The 20555-nt window shown below is 65.6% G+C and carries 21 protein-coding genes; 11 read left to right on the top strand and 10 right to left on the bottom strand.

The genetic code is table 11. The features are described from left to right. Window positions 1–2 precede the first annotated feature (2 nt). Window positions 3–197: a cold-shock protein gene (locus EGD98_RS16495; RefSeq protein ID WP_220589503.1), complete on the top strand. Its 195-nt coding sequence runs from the start codon at window positions 3–5 to the stop codon at window positions 195–197. A gap of 69 nt (window positions 198–266) precedes the next feature. On the opposite strand, the gene EGD98_RS16490 is transcribed toward EGD98_RS16495, so the two are convergent. Beyond that, window positions 267–1007: a DUF429 domain-containing protein gene (locus EGD98_RS16490; RefSeq protein WP_220589502.1), complete on the bottom strand. Its 741-nt coding sequence runs from the start codon at window positions 1005–1007 to the stop codon at window positions 267–269. 75 nt (window positions 1008–1082) lie between these two features. Here EGD98_RS16490 and EGD98_RS16485 point away from each other — a divergent pair, with 75 nt between their 5' ends. Further along, window positions 1083–1793 carry a sugar phosphate nucleotidyltransferase gene (locus EGD98_RS16485; protein ID WP_220589501.1) on the top strand — a complete coding sequence of 237 codons (711 nt, stop codon included), beginning with the start codon at window positions 1083–1085 and terminating at the stop codon, window positions 1791–1793. Window positions 1794–1802: 9 nt separating this feature from the next. On the opposite strand, the gene EGD98_RS16480 is transcribed toward EGD98_RS16485, so the two are convergent. Then, entirely contained in the window at window positions 1803–2804 is a 1002-nt protein-coding gene (locus EGD98_RS16480; protein WP_220589500.1) for a glutathione S-transferase family protein, read from the bottom strand. 179 nt (window positions 2805–2983) lie between these two features. Here EGD98_RS16480 and EGD98_RS16475 point away from each other — a divergent pair, with 179 nt between their 5' ends. From EGD98_RS16475 to EGD98_RS16460, 4 genes are all read left to right on the top strand, one after another. Further along, window positions 2984–3517 (top strand): 50S ribosomal protein L16, encoded by a 534-nt coding sequence (locus EGD98_RS16475; RefSeq protein WP_220589499.1) that lies wholly within the window; start codon window positions 2984–2986, stop codon window positions 3515–3517. Between the two features lie 426 nt (window positions 3518–3943). Further along, complete coding sequence (locus EGD98_RS16470) at window positions 3944–4144, top strand: hypothetical protein (RefSeq protein ID WP_220589498.1); 201 nt, start codon at window positions 3944–3946, stop codon at window positions 4142–4144. A gap of 286 nt (window positions 4145–4430) precedes the next feature. Continuing rightward, window positions 4431–7883, top strand: a complete 3453-nt coding sequence (locus EGD98_RS16465; RefSeq protein WP_220589497.1) for a S8 family serine peptidase — start codon at window positions 4431–4433, stop codon at window positions 7881–7883. Window positions 7884–7938: 55 nt separating this feature from the next. Further along, window positions 7939–8799 (top strand): ATP-grasp domain-containing protein, encoded by an 861-nt coding sequence (locus tag EGD98_RS16460; RefSeq protein WP_220589496.1) that lies wholly within the window; start codon window positions 7939–7941, stop codon window positions 8797–8799. Here EGD98_RS16460 and EGD98_RS16455 read toward each other — a convergent pair whose 3' ends face one another. Next, window positions 8800–9675, bottom strand: coding sequence for a hypothetical protein (locus EGD98_RS16455; RefSeq protein WP_220589495.1), 876 nt, complete (start codon window positions 9673–9675; stop codon window positions 8800–8802). A gap of 18 nt (window positions 9676–9693) precedes the next feature. After that, a complete protein-coding gene (locus EGD98_RS16450; protein ID WP_220589494.1) occupies window positions 9694–10080 on the bottom strand; it encodes an Hsp20/alpha crystallin family protein in 387 nt (128 codons plus the stop codon). A gap of 186 nt (window positions 10081–10266) precedes the next feature. Here EGD98_RS16450 and gap point away from each other — a divergent pair, with 186 nt between their 5' ends. Both gap and EGD98_RS16440 read left to right on the top strand, forming a co-directional pair. Then, window positions 10267–11274 carry a type I glyceraldehyde-3-phosphate dehydrogenase gene (gene gap / locus EGD98_RS16445; protein ID WP_220589493.1) on the top strand — a complete coding sequence of 336 codons (1008 nt, stop codon included), beginning with the start codon at window positions 10267–10269 and terminating at the stop codon, window positions 11272–11274. Between the two features lie 114 nt (window positions 11275–11388). Further along, window positions 11389–12600 carry a phosphoglycerate kinase gene (locus EGD98_RS16440; RefSeq protein WP_220589492.1) on the top strand — a complete coding sequence of 404 codons (1212 nt, stop codon included), beginning with the start codon at window positions 11389–11391 and terminating at the stop codon, window positions 12598–12600. A gap of 6 nt (window positions 12601–12606) precedes the next feature. Here EGD98_RS16440 and EGD98_RS16435 read toward each other — a convergent pair whose 3' ends face one another. Beyond that, window positions 12607–12765 carry a hypothetical protein gene (locus tag EGD98_RS16435; RefSeq protein ID WP_220589491.1) on the bottom strand — a complete coding sequence of 53 codons (159 nt, stop codon included), beginning with the start codon at window positions 12763–12765 and terminating at the stop codon, window positions 12607–12609. Window positions 12766–12910: 145 nt separating this feature from the next. On the opposite strand from EGD98_RS16435, the gene EGD98_RS16430 reads away from it, so the two are divergent. Continuing rightward, window positions 12911–13321, top strand: a complete 411-nt coding sequence (locus EGD98_RS16430) for a hypothetical protein (protein ID WP_236039580.1) — start codon at window positions 12911–12913, stop codon at window positions 13319–13321. A 504-nt stretch (window positions 13322–13825) separates the two neighbouring features. On the opposite strand, the gene EGD98_RS16425 is transcribed toward EGD98_RS16430, so the two are convergent. The 3 genes from EGD98_RS16425 to coxB are packed head-to-tail and all read right to left on the bottom strand — an operon-like array spanning window position 13826 to window position 17447. After that, a complete protein-coding gene (locus tag EGD98_RS16425) occupies window positions 13826–14092 on the bottom strand; it encodes a cytochrome C oxidase subunit IV family protein (protein WP_220589490.1) in 267 nt (88 codons plus the stop codon). A 2-nt stretch (window positions 14093–14094) separates the two neighbouring features. Next, a complete protein-coding gene (locus EGD98_RS16420) occupies window positions 14095–16635 on the bottom strand; it encodes a cbb3-type cytochrome c oxidase subunit I (protein WP_220589489.1) in 2541 nt (846 codons plus the stop codon). Beyond that, the gene (gene coxB, locus EGD98_RS16415; RefSeq protein ID WP_220589488.1) at window positions 16632–17447 is read right to left on the bottom strand and encodes a cytochrome c oxidase subunit II; all 816 of its coding nucleotides are present in this window, start codon (window positions 17445–17447) and stop codon (window positions 16632–16634) included. The genes EGD98_RS16420 and coxB overlap by 4 nt, the downstream gene beginning before the upstream one ends. A 111-nt stretch (window positions 17448–17558) precedes the next feature. Between coxB and EGD98_RS16410 the strand changes: the two genes are divergently transcribed. Continuing rightward, window positions 17559–18080, top strand: coding sequence for a DUF6789 family protein (locus tag EGD98_RS16410; protein WP_220589487.1), 522 nt, complete (start codon window positions 17559–17561; stop codon window positions 18078–18080). 135 nt (window positions 18081–18215) lie between these two features. Continuing rightward, on the top strand, window positions 18216–18923 hold the full coding sequence (locus EGD98_RS16405) for a creatininase family protein (protein ID WP_220589486.1): 708 nt from the start codon (window positions 18216–18218) through the stop codon (window positions 18921–18923). Here the strand turns inward: EGD98_RS16405 and EGD98_RS16400 are convergent, their stop codons facing one another. Both EGD98_RS16400 and EGD98_RS16395 read right to left on the bottom strand, forming a co-directional pair. Continuing rightward, entirely contained in the window at window positions 18924–19361 is a 438-nt protein-coding gene (locus EGD98_RS16400; protein ID WP_220589485.1) for a DUF5790 family protein, read from the bottom strand. A gap of 103 nt (window positions 19362–19464) precedes the next feature. Next, entirely contained in the window at window positions 19465–20529 is a 1065-nt protein-coding gene (locus tag EGD98_RS16395) for a DUF7544 domain-containing protein (protein WP_220589484.1), read from the bottom strand. Window positions 20530–20555 lie beyond the last annotated feature (26 nt).

Here is a 20555-nt window from a genome sequence, read left to right as displayed (position 1 = left end):
CGATGGCGAAAGGCAAAGTCGATTTCTTCAACGACACGGGCGGCTACGGCTTCATCGACACCGACGAGGAAGACGAGGACGTCTTCTTCCACATGGAAGATGTCGGCGGCCCTGACCTCGAAGAGGGTCAGGAAGTCGAGTTCGACATCGAGCAGGCCGACAAGGGCCCGCGAGCGAAGAACCTCGAGCGACTGTAAGACGATTTTCTGTCTGCAGTCCCGTACATTCACACCCGGGTGACGGTTCCGTCACCACGGTCGTACTCCTCACCTGACCAGCGGCGCGGCCGCCCGGTAGACCAGTTCCATCGGGAGCCCGCTGGCGTCGGTCGGCACCTCGGCGGGGAGCGTCCGTAGCTCCCCACCACCGGGGGCGGCCGTGTAGGCGAGCACGACAGCGTCGAGTGCCCCAGCCACGGGCACGTCGTGGCCGGCAGTCGCCTCGGCCACCTTCTGGACGACCGGCGGCGCGTCGCGGTCCTGCCGGGCGAGCGTTCGCATCCGCTCGGCGTAGCCCGCGGCGGCCGTCGCGTCCTCGGCCAGCGGCTCGCCCGCGAAGGCCCGAAAGCAGAGCTCGGGGTGGGCACTGCGGATAACGGCGGCGGCCTCGGGCACCTCCTGGAGCAGTTCGTCACACATCGCGATAGCGTCGCTGCGCTCGAAGGCCGCCTCCGAGAGCGCCGCGCCGGCCTTGCGCTCGTGGACCCGGTTGGCCGTCGAGAAACGCCGCTTCCGGGTCGCTTCCCGGACCGGCGGGTCGACGAGGGCCTCGCTGCGCGGGCCCAGCACGTCGCGTGCGAGCGCGTCACACCGTCGGACGGGGTCGCCCGACTCGACGAGCCCGATAGGGACGTCGACCAGAATCAGCCGGGCCTCCTCCTCGTAGGCCGCCCAGCAGTCGCCGACACCGTCGAAGACGGCCGTCTCCTCGTAGCCGTCCCCGGTGAACGTCACTGCCAGCCACGACCCGTCACGGTACGCGACCCCAACGTAGCGGTCCTCGACCATCGTCGGCTATGGGTGACGGGGGCGCAAAAAGCTGACCCGGCCAGGGGTTTTCACGATGGGAGCCGACGACCCACTATGGACGGTGTCGTCCTGGCAGCCGGCAAAGGGACCAGAATGGGACCGCTGACGGCCGCGCGACCGAAAGCCCTCGTCACGGTCGCCGGCCAACCGCTCCTCGCCCATGGCTTCGACGCCCTGCTGTCGCTCGGCGTTTCCCGACTCGTCGTCGTGGTCGGCTACCGCGGCCGCGATATCCTCGACCACTACGGCGACAGCTACCGCGGGATTCCCATCGAATACGTGGACCAGGCCGAGCAGCTGGGGACCGCCCACGCGCTCCAGCGGGCGGTGCCGGTCGTCGGGGCACCGTTCGTGGTGCTGCACGGCGACAACGTCTGCCGGGCAAATCTCCAGTGCGTGGTTGAACGCCACCGCGAGACCGACGCCGCGGCGACGCTACTGGTCGAGTCCGTCTCCCGCGAGCAGGCCCGGACGACAGGGGTCGTTACGACCGACGGCGACGGCCGCGTCACGGGGCTGGTCGAGAAACCCGACGATCCGCCGTCGACGCTCGTCAATCGCGGGTTCTACGCCTTCGGCCCGGAGGTCGAGGCGGCACTCGACCGCATCGAGCCCTCCGCCCGCGGCGAGTACGAGATTACCGACGCCGTCGACGACCTCCGGCAGCGCGGTCACCGCGTCGAGACGGTCGAACTCGACGGGTGGTGTCACAACGTCAACGAACCGGCCGACAGGGAACGGGTCGCGGAGAAACTGGGACGCTGAGCGGCGGCGTTACCGGGCCGTCGCCAGCAGGTCCTCGGGCAGGTCGCCCGGGAGTTCGTCGCGGTCGTGGGCCGCCTCGAAGTCGGGGTCGGGACCGATCGGGACGAACCCCTTCGGACTCACGTCGGGGTGCGTGGTGTAGTAGTGTTCGGTGATGTGGTCCATGTCGACTGTCGCTGCGACGCCTGGCGTCTGGTAGAGGTCCCGCAGATACGGCCAGAGGTTGTCGTACTCCCGGATGAGCTTGTGGTTGCACTGGAAGTGGGTGTGGTACACCTCGTCGAACCGAACGAGGGTCGTGAACATGCAGATATCCGCCTCCGTCAGGCGGTCACCGGCGAGATAACGTTGTTCTTCGAGCAGCTCGTCCCAGTGGTCCAGCGCGTCGAAGAGTTCGGAAACGGCGTTGTCGTATGCGTTTTGCGTGTCTGCGAAGCCAGCGCGGTAGACGCCGTTGTTGATAGGCTCGTAGATGTCCTCGATGATGCGGTCGACGTCTTCCCGGTAGCCCTCGGGGTAGAGGTCCACGTCGTACTCGGCCACCGAATCGAACTCGGTGTCGAGCATCCGGAGAATCTCCTTGGACTCGTTGTTGACGATAGTCTCCTCCTGTTTGTCCCAGAGGACGGGGACGGTGACACGGCCGGTCATGTCGGGGTCGGCCTCGACGTAGAGCTCGCGGAGGTAGTCCGAGCCATAGAGGGAGTCCTCGGTGCAGCCGTCCTTCTCGGGCGTGAACTGCCAGCCGTCCTCGTCCCGATAGGGGTCGACGATATCGACGCTGATTGCGTCGTCCAGCCCCTTCAGCGCCCGCACCAGTAGTGTGCGGTGGGCCCACGGACAGGCCAGCGAGACGTACAGGTGGTAGCGGCCGGCCTCTGGCTGGAAGCGTGCGTCCGGGTCGTCCTCGATTCTGTCGCGGAAACTGGTCTCCTGTCGGTCGAACTCACCGTCCTCGTTCGTACTCTGATACGCGTCTGTCCGCCACTCGCCGTCGACGAGCATATTCATGGTACTATCCGTTGGCGGTCGACCGGTATAAACACCCAAGCGAGGTTACACGCACGTTACCGGGCCGTTCGCGGCCGCTGGGGGGCGTCGCCGCGGCGCGTGTCACACCGACTCATCCGCACGCGGGCCCTTCGAAGCCCTTATTGGGGCGCTCGGCCACGTCTCCACCAAGAGTACCTATGTCCGACAAACCTGCCTCGATGTACCGGGACATCGACAAGCCATCGTACACCCGGCGCGAGTACATCACGGGCATCCCCGGTTCGAAGATTGCACAGCACGAGATGGGTCGCAAGACCAAAGACAAGGACGAGTACCCCGTCCAGATAAGCCTCATCGTCGAGGAAGAGGTCCAGCTCCGACACGGCTCGCTGGAGGCCTCGCGCCTTTCGGCGAACCGCCACCTCATCAAGACCATCGGCGAGGAGGGCGACTACCGCATGACCCTCAGGAAGTTCCCCCACCAGGTCCTGCGAGAGAACAAGCAGGCGACCGGCGCCGGCGCCGACCGTGTCTCCGACGGGATGCGGGCCGCCTTCGGGAAGATCGTCGGCACCGCCGCCCGGATGAACGCCGGCGAGCAGCTGTTTACCGCCTACTGCAACGTCGAGGACGCCGAGCACGTCAAGGAAGCGTTCCGCCGTGCCTACAACAAGATAACACCGTCCTGCCGCATCAAGGTAGAGAAGGGCGAAGAGCTCCTTATCTCCTGAGCCCACTTTTTGCACCGTCACGAGCGCGCCTGCGGCGCGCTCGTTCTGCGTGGCGGCGTAGCCGCCACGTCGTTCGGTTGCGGGCCGATGGCCCGCAACCGGGGCAAAAACTTGGGGAAAAATCGCGGCTTCACCTCCCGTCGCGCACCGAAGGTGCGCGGTGGTCGGTTCGCCGCGGTAGAACCGGCACCTCTGGCGCCGGATGCTTCTTGCTGACTGACTTGTTTTCGCTCAGGCAGGCCTGCCCTTCCCCGAATCGCGCGATGAAACGCTCTCCCGGCCACAGTATCCGCTACTCACAGGGAAGGGCGCGAGCGGGTGAGGGCTTTCTGGCTGACGTGAGTGGCGCCGAGATTCCCGAAGCGAGTGACAGCAGCTAGTCCGTCTCGGAGAAATAGTATTCAGCTAGCAGACCGAACCTATCGTATGGCACTCAGATTGCTGCTACTGGCGCTGGGGCTGGCAGAACTGCTCGCGCCGCGGAAGGTCGTCGACTTCTGGATGAACCTAGCCACGGCGGAATCGGACGTCGAGTTGCGCTCGTGGGTGTACACCGCCGCGCGCCTGGAAGGACTCGTCATCGTCCTGTGGCTGCTGGCGGCGGGGCGGGGTGGCGACGAGTCGTAGCGCAGCGGCGAACCGTCCGTTACTTCTCTCGGCCATCCTGCCATGCGGTCAAAAGCTGTAATTTTCAAGGTTGCATTGCCTGTAATGCATTTTTTCCCTCTAACTAGTTTTAAATTAAGATAGCTTTTTACGCAATACGTCCGAGAAAAGGAACGCACAGGTTCACAGAGACGGCTGCGTCCCCGGTCGAGTAGTGGCGACACTGACGCGGTGCGTGCGCGAGACTGAGAGAGACGGGGCCGGCCACACCGAAGCTCGATCCAAACGGGTCAGACAGATACATCACATGACAGACAGCAATCTCACAGTCGGACGGCGGCGGTTCATACAGACAACCGGTCTCCTCGCGGCGCTGGGTGGGTTCACTACCACCGGTAGTGCCAGCGACGGTGGCCACGACTACACCATCTCCTTCGGACCGGACACGGAGCGCGGGAAAGCGACGGAGGTCCTCGACGAACAGCTCGGTGCAGACAGCTACGAGATAACGGACCACATCGAACGCCTCAGTATCACCGAGGCCACGGTCGACGACGTCGAGGACCCCATCGACAGTATCGAGTCCCACGACCGCGTCGACTACGCCGAGGAGGCGATGGAGCCGGAGATTCCCGACGAACCGCCGGCCGTCGAGGTCGCAATGACGGACGCCGAGACGGCGGACTACGAGGGCGACCCGAAAATCTCGTACGGGCTGGAGAAGATCAACGGACCGACCGCCTGGGAGACGACGGAGGGGTCGACCGACGTCACGCTGGCGGTTATCGACAGTGCGGTCGATACGGACCACGTGGACCTTGCCGACCGGTTCACCGGCGACAACGGCGGCTACGATAGCTCTGACGGCGATTTCCACGGCACACACGTCGCCGGCTGTGCGGCGGCGACGACCGGCAACGGCGTCGGCGTCGCCGGCGCGAGCGACTCCCGGCTGCTGGCCTACCAGCTCAACGACGGGAACTCGATTATCCGGGACGTCGCCGACGCGGTCGAAGCGGGGGCAGACGTCATCAACTGCTCGTTCAGGTCACCGGGTTTCACCGAGGACGGTAGCGAGTGGGTGGAGCCCCAGGGCTGGCGCGAGGCCTTCGACGACGCCAGAGCGAGCGGCGTCACGGTGGTCTCCTCGGCATCGAACTCGCGTGACAAGCCGGACAAACCGGACGCGGTCGGCTACCCCGCGAAGTTCGATTCCGTCATCGCCGTCGGTGCCACGGACCGCAACGACAACGTCACCGAGTTCTCCTCCGAGGGGGCAGTCGATATCGCCGCCCCGGGCAATCGAATCCTGAGTACACTGCCTAACGACGTGTATGGGGAAATAAGCGGCACGTCGATGGCCTCGCCGATCGCGGCCGGCGTCGTGGGGCTGTTGCTGGACGCGGACCCGGAACTCTCCCCGAGCGAGGTCGAGGAGATTCTCACGGAGACGGCCGTCGACATCGGCGAGCCCGACCGTCTCGCCGGGGCGGGTCGCATCGACGCCGCCGCGGCGGTCGAGCAGGTCGCCGGCGATAGCGGGAGCGAGGAATCCACCCTCGCCATCTCTGACCCGGATGGCGAAGTCGACGGCTTCGAACGGGACTACGAACTCGGCGTCACCGGGAGTCTCGAACCGACCGACATCAACGACCACGACTCGGTCGACGAAAGCACCGCCAAAGGCCGCGTCGACGGCGGCACGGACGAGTACACCTTCACCGGCGACCTCCAGTACTTCGGCAGCAAGGGTGCGGAGCTCGCCATCGACGGGGAGTCCGTCGACCCGAGCGAGGTCGCCCAGAAACGCACCATCATCGTCGACGAGACCGCCGACGCCACGGTCTCCTACGAGTTCGAGGTCGGCGGAGACGCCGAGAAAGGCGCCTACGCCGGCGGCGGCCCCGACTCGATAGACGGGACCACTATCTCCGGCGAGGTCAATGGCCACCAGGACAGCTACCGCTACACCGGCGAGGTCAGCGACTGGAGTGCCAAGGGCGATGGCGAGCTGACCGTCTATATCGACAGCGAGGAGGCCTCCTTCGGTGTGACCGACGGGGATGCCACGTTCGGACAGAATGTCTACACCGGCAACGTGAACGAGACCGTCGAGTTCACCGTCGAACTGACGAACACCGACACGGCGACGGTCCAGGTCGGCGGCGCCGACGACGTGGGCTACTACGTCGCCGGCGAGGTGAGCGACACCGACGGCGATGGCTCGGTCACCGTCGTCTTCGATTCCGCCGCCGCGGGCACCGACCAGACGGTCCTTTCGGCCCCTGAATCGGGCGGGGAGGTCAGCAAAGTCACCCAGGGTGGCGAGTTTGACGGGAGCGACTCGTTAGACGCCGTGGAGTACCCCCTCCGCGTCCGTGCCGGGGAGAAAACCGGAGATAGCCTCGCCGAGTCCGACGCAGACGGGATGGGGACTCTCAGCCTCAAAGAGCCCGAGCAGTCGCCGTACAACGGCCCCCACGAACTGCCCGGCCGCGTCCAGGGCGAGGACTTCGACACGGGCGGCCAGGGCGTCGCCTACAACGACACCGGCGAGGGCAACAGAGGCGGCGAATACCGGGACACCGATGTCGACATCGGTGACGCGACCGAGGGCGGCTACTTCGTCGGCTGGATCGAGGCCGGCGAGTGGTGGGAGTACACCGTCGAGGTGACCGAGGCCGGCACCTACCCCGTCGAGGCGCTGGTCGCCTCGGACGACGGCGGCGGGAGCTTCACCGTCGAAGTCGATGGTGAGAGCGTCAGTACGAGCTTCGACGACACCGGCGGCTGGCAGTCCTGGACGACCGTGTCCGTCGGCGAGCTCGAACTCGAACAGGGTGAAACCGTCGTCCGAATCACCAGCGACGAGCGGCTGTGGAACCTCAACTGGTTCGAGTTCGTCGGCGGCGAGAGTGCCGACATCGAGTCCGGTGTCTACGAACTGCACAACGTCGAAACCGACCTGCTCGCGGACGTGGAGGGGGAGTCCGAGGCCGACGGCACCGACCTCATCCAGTGGCCAAGCAATGGCCAGCAGAACCAGCGCTTCCAGGTGAGTGCCGACGGCGACGCCTACACGCTCACCGCCCAGCACAGCGGGAAGTATCTCACTGCCTCGGACGGCAACGTCGTCCAGAAGGGCAGCGGTGACCCGTCCGACAGCCAGCGCTGGACGTTCGTATCGGCCGACACCGGCTACGTCCTCGAGAACGTCGCCACCGGCGACGTGATGACCGCAGAGAACCCGAACGAGCCCAAGGACGCCACCATCGACACGGCCGCGGACGAAGCCAGCGAGACACAGCAGTGGGAACTGGTCGAGGCCACCGACGACAACGAGAGTGCCGACGTCAAATCGGGCGTCTACGAGTTCCACAACGTCGAAACAGGCCGGGTCGCCGACGTGGCGTACAACTCCCAGGACGACGGCGCGAACGTCATCCAGTACGCCGACTGGGACGACGAGAACCAGCGCTTCCAGGTGCGGCCCGACGGCGACGCCTACACGATCACCGCCCAGCACAGCAACAGGTATCTTGCTGCCTCGGACGGCAACGTCGTCCAGGACGGGGGCGAGGACCCCTCCGACAGCCAGCGGTGGACGTTCGAATCGGCCGACACGGGCTACGTCGTCAAGAACGTCGCCAGCGGCGAGGTCATGACCGTCGAGGACCCCGGAGACCGGTGGGGCGGTAACATCGGGACGGCCGCGGACGAAGGCGACGAGACCCAGCAGTGGGAACTGGACGAAGTGTAACGACCCGATCGACGACCGGACACGCTTTTTTTCCCGAACCCGAAGGGGGGGGTGTATGCTCCACCTCGCGGTCGCCACCAACAGCGAGACCTACGAGCGGATGGGTGAGCCACTGGCCGACCGCGGCATCGAGGTCGGCCACGTCGCCACCAGCGAGCGTGCGATTTCACTCACGGAGAGCCCCTTCGAGGAGTACGACGTGGGATTCGTCTACCCCTCGCGAATCATGGAGGGGGCCGTCGCCGACGCCTTCCTCGATATCCCGTGGGTCAACGACCGCGAGGCCATCCTCCGGTCGCGAAACAAGGCCGACGTACTGACGCGACTGGGCCGGGCCGACGTACCGGTCCCTGAATCGGTCGTGGTGTCGAACCCGGCCGACGAGTCGGAACTGGTGGCGGCCTACGAGGCACTGGACCCGCCGGTCGTCATCAAACCCAACTCCACGACCCGCGGCGTCGGCGTGACCACCGCACACGACCTCGATTCCTTCCTGGGCATCGCGGACTATCTGGACCTGGTCCACGACTACCGGGCGACCGGCGACCAGTCGTTCCTTGTCCAGGAGTATCTCCCCGACGCGACCGACTACCGGGCGATGGTCGTCGACGGCGACTACGTCGGCGCGGTCGAGCGACGACTGCCCGACGACGAACGCGACCGGGGTCGCTGGAAACACAACGTCCACCGCGGTGCGGTGGCCGAGGGAGTCGAACTCCCGACCGACCTCCGGCGGCTCGCCGAGCGGACCGCCGACGTGCTGGAGATCGACTATCTGGGCGTGGACCTGCTCGTGAGCGGCGACCGAGCGGTGGTCAACGAGACCAACGCCCGACCGACCATCGACACGGCGACGAAGTACGAGGACGGGTTCTGGGACGATTTGGCAGCGCTGATTCGGACGACGGCGCGCTGATTATCGCTCGCGTGCCGCAAGGACGAGAAAGAGGACGCCGAAGGTTCCACAGACTGCCACTATCCACAGCCCGATGCCGCTCGGCAGGTCGGCCAGCAGCCAGAGCCCGGCGCCGACGGCGAGGGTACCCAGCCCGAACGCGGCGAGCGTGGCGGCGACGGCCGGATTTCCGTCACGCGCCGGCTCGTCGACCGGTGTAGCGAGCGCGCGTTCGAAGCTGTCCCGGGCGGCGCTGGCGACGGACGCCGGCACGACGAACAGCTGTGGCGCGCCGCCGCTGGTGCCCGGCGCGTACGAGGCGAGACAGACGGCGACGGGGCCAAGCCGGTAGCGTCGAAGCCCCGTCCAGTTGCACATCTCGACCGTGATGTCGCCTGTGACAGGCCGACGCTTGCCCCACTCGAAGCGTAGCGTCAGCTCCTCGGGGTCGACGCGACCGCGCGTCGCCAGCAACCCGGTCACCGGGAATCCAACACCCATCGCGACACCGACGACGACCAGCGGGCCGTAGGCGGCGACCCGGACTGAGAGCACGAGCGCGCCTAGGCCACCGACGGCGGCGACAGCGAGCCCGAGCGGACGGAGGCCTTCGAGCCACCACGAGCCGACCAGGCCTGCCCGCTGGTCGCGGTCAGTGAGCACCGGCCAGAGGTACAGCAGGGAGAACGGGCCGCCGACGAGAGCGAAGAGGACGACTAGCGCGAGAAGCTCGAGGTTCGAGAACAGGGTGGGCAGCAGCGTGAGAGCGAGGAGGGCGCCGCCAAGCAGCATGCCCAGAATCGGCGCGACGGCGACGTAGAGACAGCAACGCGTAAGACGGCTGTGAGCTGGACCCCAGTCCCAGGCCAGTGCCGGGTCGGCGACTGACTCGCTCACAGGTGGCGGAGACCGGGCCTACAGTTCGATGTCGGCAGACTCGTCTTCGCGGTCGAAGGTGACCTCGAGGACGCCGTTGTTGTAGGTCGCCGAGGCGGAGTGTTCGTCGACCTTGCTGGGGAGGGTGAGACGCTCGTGGTACTCGCGGTGGTGTGTCCCGGCGTCGATGGTGAGGACGCTCCCGTCGCATTTCAGGTCGATACCGTCTTTCTCGACGCCCGGGATGTCGGCGACGACGCGGACCTCCTCGCCTGTCTCGTGGACATCGACGTGGAGGTCACCACTGTCGGCAGCGCCGTCGCGGTCGATGTGGACGTCCCCTTCCGAGCCCATCATCTCGTCCATCATCCGCTCTATCTCTCGGAAGAACTCGTCGAAGGGGTCGTCGTTGTCGTCCCGTCTCATCAGTAGCGAGTGGTATGTGCGACGGTCCCAAAAGCCTTCTGACGGCCCAAATTGTGACCCGGATGCCAGAACCGTCCAGCCCCACGGCCGCGAGTGTGACAAACCGGCGTGTTTATAGGCAAAACAGCGGCTTTCTCGAAACGACTTCGAAAACCCTTTACTCCGGGTTCGCGCTTGTTTAGAGGAATGAGTGACCCAGTTCGCGTCGGTCTGAACGGCTTTGGCCGTATCGGTCGCAACGTAATGCGTGCCTCGCTGGACAACGACAACGTCGAAATCGTCGGTATCAACGACGTTATCGACGACGAGGAAGTCGAGTACTTCGCCCAGTACGACACCGTCATGGGCGAGCTCCCCGGTGCGAGCGTCGACGACGGCGTCCTGACCATCGAAGGAACTGATTTCGAAGCGGGCGTCTTCCACGAGACAGACCCGACCCAGCTCCCGTGGGACGACCTCGACGTCGACGTTGCCTTCGAGGCGACCGGTATCTTCCGCACGTACGACGACGCCGCCCAGCACCTCGATGCGGGCGCTGACAAGGTGCTCATCTCCGCGCCGCCGAAAGGCGACAAGGAAGTCAAGCAGATCGTCTACGGGGTCAACCAGGACGAGTACGACGGCGAGGACGTCGTCTCGAACGCCTCCTGTACCACCAACTCCATCACGCCGGTCGCGAAGGTGCTCGACGACGAGTTCGGCATCAGCTCCGGTCAGCTGACGACCGTCCACGCCTACACCGGCTCCCAGAACCTCATCGACGGCCCCAACAGCAAGCCCCGCCGTCGCCGCGCCGCCGCGGAGAACATCATCCCGACCTCGACGGGCGCCGCACAGGCGACCACCGAGGTCCTCCCACAGCTCGAAGGCAAGCTCGACGGGATGGCCATCCGCGTCCCGGTCCCGAACGGCTCCATCACCGAGCTGGTCGTCGACCTCGAAGACGACGTGACCGAAGAAGAGGTCAACGCTGCCTTCGAGGACGCCGCCTCCGGCGAGCTCGAGGGCGTCCTGGGCGTCACGAACGACGAGCTCGTCTCCTCTGACATCCTGGGTGACCCCTACTCCACGCAGGTCGACCTCGGCCAGACGAACATCGTCAACGGCCTGACGAAGATTCTCACCTGGTACGACAACGAGTACGGCTTCTCGAACCGGATGCTCGACGTCGCCGAGTACATCGCCGAAGAATAGACCGTTCGCGGATTCTGTTATTTTTCTGCCTGCCGAGTCGCAACTGTATTATTTTCCGTGTAGGAGCCGTGGAAGTCGGAAACCGTTAAACGGGCGGCGGGAGAGTTCCCACGTATGACGTTCCAGACGCTCGACGACCTCGACGACGGACAGCGCGTCCTCATCCGCTTCGACCTGAACTCGCCGGTCGAGGACGGGGAAGTACAGGACAACCGCCGCTTCGCTCGCCACGCGGCGACGCTACGTGAGCTCGTCGACCGCGACTTCGCCGTCGCCGTCATGGCCCACCAGGGTCGACCGGGCGACGACGACTTCGTCTCCCTTTCCCAGCACGCCGAGATTCTTTCGGGCCACATCGATTCGGCCGTCGACCACGTCGCGGACACGTACGGCGACGAGGCCCTCGACGCCATCGACGACCTGGCCGGCGGCGACGTGCTCGTGCTCGAGAACACACGGATGGCTGACGGCGAGCTCCCCGAGGAAGAGCCCGAAGTCAAGGCCGATACGGAGTTCGTCCAGACGCTCGCCCCCGAGTTCGACGCCTACATCAACGACGCCTACTCGGCGGCCCACCGCTCGCACGCTTCGCTGGTCGGCTTCCCGGTCGTGATGGACGCCTACGCCGGCCGCGTGATGGAGACCGAGTACGAGGCCAACACGTCCATCGCCGAGAAGGAGTTCGACGGCCAGGTGACGATGGCCATGGGCGGGACGAAAGCCACCGACGTCATCGGCGTCATCGACCACATCGGTGACAAGATAGACGACTTCGTGCTGGGTGGGATCGCCGGCCAGCTGTTCCTCCGGGCCCAGGGCTACCCCATCGGCTACGACGTGGAGGGGATGGACCTCTTTACCACCCAGTGGGAGAACAACCAGGAGATAATCGAGGAGATACTCGACGAGCGCGGTGACCAGATTACGGTCGCCTCCGACGTGGCCTACGGCGAGGACGGCGAGCGCGTCGAGGTCGACGTCGAGGACGTCGACGAGAAGGGGCTGGGCATCATGGACATCGGCACCGACACCGCCGAAGAGTACGCCGACCTGGCCCGGGAGTCCGACGCCGTCTTCGTGAAGGGCGCCCTGGGCGTCTTCGAGGACGAGAAGTTCGCGACGGGCACCGTCACTGTGCTGGAAGCCATCGCCGAGACGGACTGTTTCTCCGTCGTCGGCGGCGGCGACACCTCACGGGCCATCACGATGTACGGGATGAGCGAGGATTCGTTCGACCACGTCTCTATCGCCGGCGGCGCCTACATCCGCGCGCTCACCGGTGACGAGCTCGTCGGCGTCGAAGTGCTGCGCGAGTACGCCGAGTAGAACTGTTCAGTTGTGCCGTGACCGTCGTGTCTCCGCGTGACGGCGGTCCCAGTCGTCGTCGACGTCCTCGACGATGACCGACGGCCCCGCCCCGTCTGAGCGACAACGGGCGTGGCGGGCTATCCAGTCGTTGCCGTCGTCTGTTTCGGTCGGCCGCTGTGACATACCGCGTGATAGGACCACCCACAGTAAATTTCTTCCGGCAACAATTGCTACAAATTCACTCGGAGTTGAGTGAGTGGCGGTAGTCGTTGCCGCGACCGGTGCGACCTCGCAAAGAACTATAGTAATCTGTCATGTAGTCCGTGGTATGGTATCGTGGCTCGCGAGTTCGGTGCTGATGGGGGTGGTGGTGGTCGCCATCGGCTGGCTGGCGTGGCACCGGGGCTGGGCCGACTACTCGCCGGCGGAATCGGCCACCCGGGGCGGGGACACCGACAGCCTCTGGGACGACCCGTGGGCGCTGGCCATCGCCTTCGCCGTGCTCGTCGTGGGTGCGGTCGGCGGCGTCGTCGCGTACATCACCGACCCGGGACCGATGGTCGCCACCGCCGTCGTGGCCGGCGCCGGGGCCCTGCTCGTGGCGTATCTGCTCGGGGGCGTCTACCTCCTGACGACGAGCCGGGGCCATCCGCGGTCGCTGGCGGTCGCCGAGTCCGCGACGGTGGCCGGGACGCTCTTTCTGGTCGCCGTGGCCCTGCAGTTGCTGGGGAGCGGGTAGGAGTCGAGTGGCACAACGCGTGGCGGAAAGAGACAGCGAACAGCCAGAAAGCCCCGGCTGTCATCGGACGCGAAGCGTCCGATTGCCCGCGAGAGTCGTCCGAAAGACCGCAGAGCGGTCTTTCGTGATCACGGGAGAGCGTAGCTCTCCCGGACGACTTCGCTCTCGCCCTGGCTTCGGTCTCACGACTCGCTGTCGTCCGAAAGGCGCGCAGCGCCTTTCGTGATCACGAAAATCTTCGATTTTCGAACGACGCGCTTCCTTCGTGGTTCGAGAGAGCGAAGCTCCATCGGATCACGCCGACAACGCCCCTTTCAGTCCCGCCCGTAGCCAGTTGACCAATCGGTCTGGGTGGGACTGAAAGGGGGCGTGCTCTCGACGAAGCACGGCGACGAAAGCACTGGAACGACGAACGGAGTGAGTCTATCGGCGGTCGAGAGTACGCGGGCTTTCTGGCTCTCTGAGTCGTTGCCGAATAAAACAAACCCAACGTTCAGTACAACATTACACAATCGAGTACGCCGCGGCGGCAGTCAAGGCAAGGGCGGTCAGGGTCGCGCCGAGGACGAGATAGGTCACCGCGCGGGGCTCCCAGCGCAGGTGCTGGTAGTAGGCGGCGACGCCGACGGCCTTGACGACCGAGAGGACCATGATGACCCCGAACGCGGCCCAGTAGGCGCTGTCGACGTAGCCGGTGAACTCGACGACGGCCTGGACCGTCGCGAGGACGAACAGGCCGACGTAGACGAGGGTGTAGCCTTTCCAGTTCATTGTCACAGGATGTAGAACAGCGGGAACAGGACGAGCCAGACGATATCCACGAAGTGCCAGTACAGCCCGAAGTACTCGATAGCGCGGTCCTCGCCCTGGTAGGCCCCGTTCCAGGCCCGGACAGTCATGTACCCACAGATGAGAAGCCCGACGACGACGTGGGCGCCGTGCAGTCCCGTCGTGAGGTAGAACGTCGACGACGCGATGTTGGTCGAGAGCGCCCATCCCTCGGGGAACTGCCCGCTACTGATGTGGAACAGGTGCTGCCACTCCAGGGCCTTGTTGACGAGAAACCCGACACCGAGGGCGACCGTGCCGGCGAGCGCGGCCGTCGTGCCGCGGCGGCTCCCGCGCTCGGCGGCGACCATCGCGAGCACGACCAGGAAACTCGACGTGAGCAACAGGTAGGTGTTGACGAGGCCGGGCATCGTGGTGTGAGCGGCCGGAATCAGTTCGTGCCAGGCCTCCCAGCCGTAGGCGACCCGGACGAACGCGTAGGAGCCGATAAAGGCACCAAAGAGGACGATGTCGCTGGCCAGGAAGAACCACAGCCCGAGTTTGGGTCGCTCGACGCGGGCGAAGGGCCACCGCTCGGCGATGGCCATCTCCGGCGCCGAGAACGGCTCGCGGGCCAGGCCGACGAGCGAGCAAAGCGTCGCCGCCCCGCCGACGGCCGCGAGTGCGACGTACACCGTGCTCCCGGTCCGAACACCCGAGAGGCCGAGGAAGGCGACGAAGCCACAGAGGGCAATCAGGAACGGCCAGAGACTGGCGTGGCTGGCGTGTTCGTCACCCATCTCGTGAGCAGTCCCAGTCGCCGCTGGAGTCCCCGATGCAGTCGCTGTTCCCCCGTCCGTCTCGGCCCCCGACCCGTCGGCGGCGACGCCCGACCCCGGCAGGCGCCGGCGGACCGCCTCGTCGGAGAGGAAGGAGAGTGAGCCGTCGGCGTAGCTGGGGAGGCCGGGGAAGTTCTCGAGGGGCGGCGGCGAGGGGACCGACCACTCGGCGGAGGTAGCGTAGTCCCAGGGGTTCTCGCCAGCGTCCTCGCCGCGCCACAGCGAGACGTAGAGGTTGTAGAACATGACGAGGAAGCTCACAGCCAGTACGAACCCGCCGACCGTCGCCATCGAGTGCCAGAGCTGGAGCCCCGCCGGATACGTGAACACCCGCCGCGGCGTCTCCCAGGCGACGAACATCGGGAAATAGAGGAGGTTGAACCCGACGAAGTAGACGGCGAAGTGGAGTTTCCCGAGCCGTTCGTCGTACATCCGCCCGGTTATCTTCGGGAACCAGTAGTAGAGCCCGCCGACGAGAGCGGTGACGCCCGCGACCATCACGTAGTGGAAGTGCGCGACCACCCAGTAGGTCCCCCGGAACTGGTAGTCCAGCACGATAGCCCCGAGGAATACGCCGGTGATGCCGCCGACGATGAACAGAATCAGCCCGCCCAGCGAGAAGAGGAACGGCGTCGTAAAGCGCACCCGCCCTTTCGCCATCGTGTAGACGAGCGAGAACACCATCAGGTCGAAAGGCAAGGAGATGCCGATGGTGGTCGCCATGAACACCGTCTTGATTGGGAGGTTGATACCGGTGAGGAACATGTGGTGCATCCAGACGAGGAAGCTCTGGAGGGCCACGAGCACCATCGAGATGATGAACCACTTCCGGCCCACGAGCCGCCGGCCGGTGAAGGTCTGGAAGCACTCGGCCATAACTCCTAGAGCGGGGAAGAAGACGATGTACACCTCCGGGTGGCCGAAAAACCAGAACAGGTGGGCCCACAGCAGCGACGCGCCGGGGTTGTCGGCGTCGGTCGCCATCGTCGACCCGTCGTTGGCGTACTGGAAGTAGCTCGTCCCGACGATGTGGTCCGAGGCCAGAATCATCAGCGCGGCCAAAAGCGCCGCGAAGGCAAAGAGCATCATCCAGACGGTGAGGTTGATAGAGAGCGAGAAGATGGGCAGGTCGCGCATCCGCAGTCCCTCGGCGCGCATCCGGTAGAACGTCGTCAGGAAGTTCACCGACCCCAGCGTGATGGCGGCGGTGAACATGATGAGCGCGAGCACCACCGAGGTCGCACCCAGGCCTTCACCGGGGATGTAGGCGGGCGTGTTCAGCGGCGCGTACATCGTCCACCCGCCGGCGAAGGTCGACCCCTGGAAAAAGGAGACCCCCATCAGCAGGCCCGAGAACAGGTAGAGCCAGTACGAGAGGGCGTTCAGGCGCGGGAAAGCGAGGTCGTCGGCCCCGATCTGCAAGGGGACCACGTAGTTCGCGAAGCCGAAGGCAAACGGCGAGATGAACCAGAACACCATGAGCAAGCCGTGCGTGGAGACGGCCTGGTTGTACCCCAGCGGACCCAGCAGGTCCGCACCCGGCGTGACCAGTTCCAGACGGAAGAGCAGCGCCAGCAGGCCGCCAAAGACCAGAAAGAACAGCGCAGTGATGAGATAGAGGACCCCGACGTCCTTGTGGTTGGTCGTGAGGAACCACCGCCGGACGCTGGATTTCGGTGGGAGGCCGTGGTCGTGGGTCTCGCTCATGCCGGCTCACCCCCCGTCGCGTTCGCGGTCGGTGTGTCGGTCACGTTCTCGGTCGGCGTGGCGGTTCCCGGCGCCGTCTGGTTGCCCGCAGCCGTCGCGTTCGCAGTCTCCTCGTCCGTCCCGCGGTACCACTCGCGGTAGGCGTCCTGAGACACGACCTCGACCTCGGCGGTCATCATCGAATGGGCGCTCCCGCAGAGTTCGTAACACTGGGCCTCGTAGGTCCCAGTCTCGTCGTGGGTGAACCACGCTGCAGTGGTCTGGCCCGGGATAGCGTCGGCCTTGACCCGAAAGGCGGGGATGCCGAAGTTGTGGAACACGTCCCGGGAGGTCACGTCCAGCCTGACGACGCGGTTCCGGGGCACTCGCAGCGTCGTGCTCTCGTAGCCGTTGGGGTAGACGAACGTCCACCCGAACTGGTACCCCTCGACGGTGATTCGGAGGTCCTCCTCGCCCTCGATGGACGGCCCGTCCTCGATGTAGGACAGTTCCATGTAGGTCCACCCGATGAGCGAGAGGACGATGACGGCGCTGATGCCCAGGGAGAGAAACACCTTCCGCCCGCCCGCGCCGCCCGTGGGGAGCTCGCCCAGCTCCGGCCGTTCGACGCTGTCGGCGTACGGGTCCGCCCCGTCGGTCGCCCGGTACGTGACCGCGTGGTACAGCGTATAGACCACGACGACGACCCCGACCAGCGTCCCCAGCACCAGAAACACCTCGAAGATGCTCTCGAAGACTTCAGCGGGGGCGCGGACGTCGCCGCCGTGGAGCGGCGGGCCGAGGGTGGCCCGTGGTACCGAGTGACTCGACATAGCTAGGCAATCTCTGGCAAGAAGTATTAGATGTTATGGACATGCTTCTGTCATATATAGCCGCGGCCGGTTGCGCGAACCTTTTTCTCCGTTGACATGCTATGTCAATACATGCCAGACACGCCACCGGAGTTCAGTGAATCGGCGGACAGCGACGCGGTGGCCGAGGACAACGAGTTCGACAGTCTGCGAGGCATCCTCGCCGACGGGGTCGTGGGCGCGGCCGGTGGGCTGGTCGGGACGGCGATGATGACCGTCGTCTTCCTCATCGCCCAGTCGGTCGGCGCGTTCGAACTGACCGACTTCGCCATCCTCATGGAACTGCTCGGGCTGAGCGAGGTCGTGCCGCCGGTCCTCTTTGGCTTCCTGCTCTTTCTCGGCGGCGGGATGGTCCCGTGGCCGCTCCTCTTTGCGTCGCTGAAGGCCTACCTGCCGGGCGAGTCCAGCCCCGTCTCGGGAGCGTTCTTCGGCGCAGCGATGTGGTCCGGCTTCGTGCTCGCCTTTTACACCGGCCAGACCGGCCTGTCGCTCGTGCTGTACGGTATCCTGACGCTGGTTGCCCACGTCGTCTACGGCATCGGGCTGGGTGCCGTCTTCGACTACTTCGAGACCCGGCCGGACTCTATCGTCTGATAGTGATTCGTGTAGCGATTTACCGGTACGCGCCGACCCGGGGGTCGGCGCTATCCAGAAATAAGCGACAATAACCACTATCACCCAGCGACCGGGACCCCCTACGTTTGTGTGCCCGCGCTCCCACGTCGGCGTATGCACCTCAGCGACGCCACGTGGCCCGAAGCCGAGGCCACGGACACCGACCTGGCGGTCCTGCCGGTCGGCAGCACCGAACAGCACGGCCCCCACGCACCACTGGGCACGGACTCGCTGACCGCAGCGGCCGTCGCCGACGCCGCCGAAACCGAATACGACGACGAGGTCGTCGTCGCGCCGCCCATCCAAGTCGGCGTCGCCGAGGAACACCGCGATTTCGCGGGGACGCTGTGGGTCAGCGAGGACACCTTCCGTGACTACGTCCGCGAGACCGTCGCCAGCCTCGCCCACCACGGCTGGACCCGCGTAGTCGTCGTCAACGGCCACGGCGGCAACGTCGACCCCCTGCGGGAGGTCTGTGCCCGGATCACGCGCCACGACGAGGCCGACGCGTGGGCCTTTACCTGGTTCGACGGCGTCGACGCGCCGGATATGGGCCACGGCGGCCCGGTCGAGACGAGCCTCCTGCAGGCGACCCACCCCGACCTGGTCCGCGAGGACCGGCTCGACGACGCCGCCGATGGCGGTGCCGACGGCTGGGGCGAGTGGGTAAGCGGCGTGAACCTGGCCTACGACACGAGTGAGTTCAGCGAGAACGGTTGCGTCGGCGACCCCGGTGTGGGGAGTCAGGAACGTGGCGAGCAGCTGCTGGAGGAGGCGACGACGGCACTGCTGGCGCTGCTGGACCGCGTTGCAGAGCGATAGTTACGCTTCGGCCTCTTCGGCGTCCGCGTCGGTGTCGGCCTCGGGAGCGTCCTCGAACTCCTCTAAGGTGCTCCGGAGCTGCGGAATCGTCGAGGTCAGGTCGCCGACCTGCTCGCGGGCGTCTTCGACGTCGCTGATGAGGTCTTCGACAGTCTCTATCTCCTCGGCCAGGTCGTCGGCGTCCTCGAAGGCGTCGGCGCGTTCGCCCATCGTGTACCACTTCTTTGCGTCCCGTAGACTGTCCTCGGCGTCGCCGACGTCCAGCGCGCCCTTGAGCGCGTTGAGCACCCCCAGCGTGTTGTCGGCGTCGACGTCCCAGACAGCGTCGCCGTCCGGAAGCGCTCCGCGGGCCTCGGCGAGCGACGCCTCGACGTCGCTTCGCATCTCGTTTGCCGCCTCGCCGAACAGCTCGTCGTCGTCCAGGCTGGTCTGACTCATAGGTAGCACTTGACGTGGGAAGGGATTAAAAGCCCGCCTGAAAGTGAAAGTGAAACCGCACGACACGAGTGGTCCGGTTTTCCAGAAACCGAAACTATCCTTATCAGATACCTTCGGACGGTGCCGCGCCGGCATCGGGCTCGTCCACTCTGATATCCTCCCGCACCTCGGGGATCGGGTCCAGCTCCGCGTCGATGTCGCCCAGGACGAGCATCGCGTAGTAGCGCATGAACGCCTGTAGGGGCACCTGGATGAGGTTGGTCGCCAGCAGCAAGAAGAGGGCGAACAGCACGCCGACGACGGCGGTGAGCGCCAGTGCGACCTGCCCGCCACCGAGCCCGAAGAAGACGGCGGCGCCCAGCAGAACGAACGGAATCGCCAGGAGCAAGGTTGCGACGAGCCCGAGGAGACCGCCGACGATACCGACGCCGATACCCAGGACGATAGAGAAGGCGAGATAGCCGAGATACTGCTTGATATTCCGCCGCATCGAGCCCAGCAGGCGCTTCCAGCTTCCGAGCACCCCGCGAGAACTCGTGAGCATCATCGGAACGACGAAGACGTTGGTAAAGCCGGTGAGCAGTCCCTGGACGAGCCCGATTCCGAGGAAGAAGATGATGAACACGGGAAACAGCCCCAGCAGCGCCCCCGGACCGATGTTGTTCAGACTCCCGCCGAGGACGGTGAGGAAGATGGTGTAGAGAAACCCCACGACGAGCGTGAGCGAGACCAGCGCGACGACCAGTCGGAAGCCGAACAACCGCAGGCTGTTACCGACGTTTGCCACCAGGTACTGTCGGACGTGGACCTCCCGTTCGATGAGCGACTCGACGAAGACGAACTCCATGAAGTTGCTCAGGAGCGCGAAGAGGAGCACGAGCGTCAGCGCCAGGCCGACGATGATGGCCAGTTCCGTCCCGTACTCGGCCACCACCCCATGGAGCGTCGAGGGCACCCCCTCGAAGAACTGCTCGGTGCCGCCACCGGCGGGCTGGTCCTGGCCACCGAAGTTCCCGCTGTTCTGGGGGATGTTGAGCCCGCCGCCACCGCCGCTGATGAAGAAGACGACGACCGCCAGTTTGAGCCAGGTTCGGGCGGCGAAGGGCAACAGGAACGACTTCGTCGCATCTATCGCGTCGCTGATATCGTCGATCGCGTGGAGGGACATTATCGGGACTGCACAGCGGGCGCGTG

The organism is Haloarcula salinisoli (assembly GCF_019599405.1).
Classification (GTDB): domain Archaea; phylum Halobacteriota; class Halobacteria; order Halobacteriales; family Haloarculaceae; genus Haloarcula; species Haloarcula salinisoli.
Note: the sequence above shows the minus strand (reverse complement) of the source record. Positions and strands in the feature narration are given on the sequence as shown.